4 protein-coding genes are annotated in these 4015 nt (G+C 74.4%); 3 read left to right on the top strand and 1 reads right to left on the bottom strand.

The annotated features are described in order from the left end of the window. The coding region (locus tag ACIA8Q_RS25595; RefSeq protein WP_396317733.1) for a TetR/AcrR family transcriptional regulator at nt 1-706 on the top strand (706 nt) is incomplete at its 5' end. Between the two features lie 37 nt (nt 707-743). Then, the gene (gene pip, locus ACIA8Q_RS25590) at nt 744-1751 is read left to right on the top strand and encodes a prolyl aminopeptidase (protein WP_360213739.1); all 1008 of its coding nucleotides are present in this window, start codon (nt 744-746) and stop codon (nt 1749-1751) included. Between the two features lie 31 nt (nt 1752-1782). Here pip and ACIA8Q_RS25585 read toward each other — a convergent pair whose 3' ends face one another. Next, nucleotides 1783-2985 carry a hypothetical protein gene (locus ACIA8Q_RS25585; RefSeq protein ID WP_360213737.1) on the bottom strand — a complete coding sequence of 401 codons (1203 nt, stop codon included), beginning with the start codon at nt 2983-2985 and terminating at the stop codon, nt 1783-1785. A gap of 156 nt (nt 2986-3141) precedes the next feature. Here ACIA8Q_RS25585 and ACIA8Q_RS25580 point away from each other — a divergent pair. Then, nucleotides 3142-4015: YdcF family protein (locus ACIA8Q_RS25580; RefSeq protein ID WP_396317732.1), on the top strand; the 874-nt coding region annotated here is incomplete at its 3' end.

The raw sequence follows: 4015 nt of genomic DNA, 5'->3' as shown, positions 1-4015 counted from the left end.
CGTGCAGGAACGCCGACGTGCCCGTGTCCAGCAGCGAGAGCAGCACCGCCTCCGGTGCCCCGGTGTTGAAGCCCAGCCCCCGCAACCACGCCCCGGCCTCGAACGGGACGGCCTCGCCGGACTGTCGATGCGCAAGGTCGCCAGCGAGGTCGGCGTCAAGGCCGCCTCGCTCTACTGGCACGTCCGCAACAAGCAGGAACTGCTGGACCTGCTCACCGACGCCCTGATGGCCTCCGCCGAACCCCCGCCCCGCGAAGGCAGCTGGCGCGAGCAGTTCCACGAGTACTGCCGTCGCTACCGCCGCCTCCTGCTCGACAACCGCGACGCCGCCAAGGTCGTCTCCGGCCGCCTCGCCCCCGGCCCCCACCTGCTCGCCCTGATGGAGGACCAGCTCGACCGCCTCCGCACGGCCGGCTTCTCCGACGCCGACGCGGCCATGGCCACCTACCTGCTCGGCGCCTTCGTCCAGGGCTTCGTGCTCCAGGAACAGTCCCCGATCTCCGCCGCCGAGGTCCTCGGCACCAGCCGCCGCACCATCGTCGACGCCGCCGGGGACCGCTTCCGCGCCCTGCCCGCCGAGGACTTCCCCAACCTGGTCGCCCTGGCCGGCGACCTCACCGAACCCGGCATGGACGCCCGCTTCGACTTCGGCGTCCACCGCATCATCGACGGCCTCGCCACCCTGCTGCCGCCCGAACGGGCCTGACCCGACGACGGCCCGCCCGCCCACGGAGGAGCCCGCCATGCCCGGACCGCGCCCCCGCCCGGAGCCGCACCCGCACCCGCGCTCGGAGCCCTACCCGCCCTACCAGCCCTACGCGCAGGGACTGCTGGACGTCGGCGACGGCCAGCAGATCCACTGGAACGCCTCCGGCAACCCCGCCGGCCGGCCCGCCGCGGTGGTGCACGGCGGGCCCGGCTCCGGCCACCAGCCCGGCGCCCGGCGGTACTTCGACCCCGAGCGCTACCACGTCGTCCAGTTCGACCAGCGCGGCTGCGGCCGCAGCCGACCGCACGCCGCCGACCCGGCGACCGGTCTGGAGCACAACACCACCGACCGGCTGATCGCCGACATGGAGCGGCTGCGCGAACACCTCGGCATCGAGAAGTGGCTGCTGTACGGCGGCTCCTGGGGCTCCACGCTGATCCTCGCGTACGCCCAGACCCACCCCGAACGGGTCTCCGCGATCGTCATCTGCGGCGTCACCACGACCCGCCCGGAGGAGACCGACTGGCTCTACCGGGGCGTCGCCCGCTTCCTGCCCGGCCCGTGGCAGGCCTTCCGCGCGCACCTCCCCGCCGAGGACCGGGACGGTGACCTCGTCGCCGCCTACAGCCGGCTCCTCAACAGCCCCGACGAGACCGTCCGGCGCGCCGCCGCCAACGCCTGGGCCACCTGGGAGGACGCCGTCATCGCCCACGAGGCGCTCGGCAAGCCGAACGCCTACACCGACCGGCCCGACGACGACCTGATGGCCTTCACCCGCATCACCGCCCACTACTTCGCCCACGACGCCTTCCTCGCCGACGGGCAACTGCTGCGCGACGCCGGCCGCCTGGCCGGCATCCCGGGCGAGCTGATCCACGGACGCCTCGACCTCGGCTCGCCGCTCGACACCGCCTGGGAGCTCGCCCGGGCCTGGCCCGACGCCAGCCTCACCGTCGTCGACGAGTCCGGGCACACCGGCAGCCCCGCCATGCGCACGGCCGTCCTCGCCGCCCTCGAACGCTTCGCCGCCCAGGAGGACTGAGCGACGGGCCACCCGCGACCGGCCTGCCGGCTTACGGTACGCCGGGGACGACGGCGGGGGCCGGGGCCTTCGCCGCTGCGGCCCCGGCCCGGACGGCCGCCGCCACGGCGACCATCCGGTGCATCACGGCTTCCGGCACGGCCGGGTTCCCGGCCGCCTCCTCGGCGGTCCGCTCGTCCAGGAGCAGCGGCACCAGGCACGCGGTCGGCAGCGCCGGGTGCCGACGGGCCAAGGCCCGGACCGAGGCGTCGGCGTCGTCGAGCAGCCCGGCCACGGTCTCCGGCGACAACCGCGGATCCTTCGCCGCCCGGGCGCGCACCTCCCGATCGGGATCGCGGCAGAACCGCTCGGCCAGGGCCGCGGTCGAGGACGGGTCGTCGAGGGCCAGCAGGCGCAGCCTCGGCTCGGGGGCGTCCGCGAAGCGCAGCAGGTCGTGGCGCGGGAAGTTGGGGTGGTTGCGCGGCCGCCCCGGGAACGAGAACGAACCCGACCACCAGCACCACACGTCGAGCAGCACCTCCGCCGGCGCGTCCTCGCAGGACTCGCTGAGGAACAGCCGCACGGCCCGGTCCTCGTCCCGGGCCAGCCGTTCCAGCACGTCCGGTGGCAGCCGCCGTGCCCGGGCCACGCTGCGGCGGACCCAGAGCTTCGGCGAGGACGCCAACTGCCGCATGGCGTCCGGATCCTCGTGCAGCGCCGCCACCCACCACAGTGCGTACGTCCGGTGCCCGGGCTCGATCGCGGGCACGGCCTCCGCCATCGCGGCGATTTCCTCCGGCGTCGCGGGCGGCCGCGACCCGGCGCTCGGCGGCCGCTCGATCCCGACCCCGACCCGGGCCCGCCACAGCCGGTCCGCGCGCAGGTCGGCCGCCACCTCCGCCAGGGTCTCGCGGAGTGCCCCCGGAGGTCTCGCGGCCAGCAGCCGCTCCCACTGCGCGTCCGAGAGTCGACCCGAGTCCGCCGCCATGCCCCAGACCCGGCGCAGCGGATGGTCGACCGCGGCGTCCAGCACGCCCGCGGGCAGGTTCGTCCGCAGCAGGAACGCCGACGTGCCCGTGTCCAGCAGCGAGAGCAGCACCGCCTCCGGTGCCCCGGTGTTGAAGCCCAGCCCCCGCAACCACGCCCCGGCCACGCACGCCGACGGCTCCGCCCGGAACAGGCCGGCCCAGCCCCCGTCCGCGGCCGTGTCACCGACGCCACCCCCGACGGCACCCGCCGCCCGCACACCACTCATCCCCGTAGCGTAGCCACCGCGCCCGACCGCACCGGCCGCGCCGGCGGCGCCGGCAGGAGGCACCTCACGGGCCTCACGGGCCTCACGGGCCATCGCCGGGAGGGCCGTTCGAGGTCTCCGGCGGGGTGCGAACGAGGGGACCCTACGATACGAGGCATGATCGCCTATGCCCCAGCAGCCCTGTTCTTCCTGCTCTTCGGGATCGGGGTACTGCGCGACCGCCGCAGGTTCAGCAACGCCGTCCTGCTCGGGATCGCCGTGACACTGCTCTGCCTCACCCTGCTCGCCGAGCTGCGCAGGGCACCGACCCTGGTGGCGGAGGTGGCAGCCGTGGCGATCATCCTGCTCCCGGCGCTGGGCACCGTGGCACTGGTCTGGTTCCTGATCTCGAACGGCCTGACCATGATCCGCAAGGAGGGGACGCGGCCCGCCAACCTGCTGTCGCTGCTCGCCGGGGTGGGCATCCTCGGCGTCATCGCCCTGCTGGTCGCGGCCGTGGCCACCAAGTCCCCCCGTGTGGGGATCATGGCGGGAACCGCCGTACTTGTCGTCGGCTACGTCTCCTTCCTGTTCCTCTGCTTCGTCGGGTACGCGTTCCTGTACGGCCACCACCGACCGCGCCGGGACGTGGACTTCGTCGTGGTGCTGGGCTCCGGTCTGATCGGCGGCGAGCGCGTCCCGCCGCTGCTGGCCAGCCGGCTCGACCGCGGCCGTGAGGTCTACGACAAGCAGGCGGCGCGCGGGAACCCGCCCGTCCTCATCACCTCGGGCGGGCAGGGCCCGGACGAGAAGCTCCCGGAGTCCCACGCGATGGCCGACTACCTGGTCGAACGCGGTTTCCCGGCCGAGCACATCGAGCGCGAGGACCGCTCGCGCACCACCGAGGAGAACCTGCTGTTCAGCAGGGCCATCATGGAGCAGGCCAAGCCGGACTACCACTGCGTGGTGGTCACCAACAACTTCCACGCGTTCCGCGCCGCGCTGACCGCCCGCAAGACGGGCGTCAACGGGCACGTGTTCGGGTCGCCGA

This window comes from Kitasatospora sp. NPDC051705, assembly GCF_044453265.1.
In the GTDB taxonomy this organism is placed as follows: domain Bacteria; phylum Actinomycetota; class Actinomycetes; order Streptomycetales; family Streptomycetaceae; genus Kitasatospora.
The sequence above is the reverse complement of the archived record's forward strand: the minus strand, read 5'-3'. Positions and strand labels throughout refer to the sequence as shown.

Bases quoted from the DNA above. Each gene is read 5' to 3' on its own strand.
- pip (WP_360213739.1), top strand. From the start codon at position 744: ATGCCCGGACCGCGCCCCCGCCCGGAGCCGCACCCGCACCCGCGCTCG.
- ACIA8Q_RS25585 (WP_360213737.1), bottom strand. From the start codon at position 2,985: ATGAGTGGTGTGCGGGCGGCGGGTGCCGTCGGGGGTGGCGTCGGTGAC.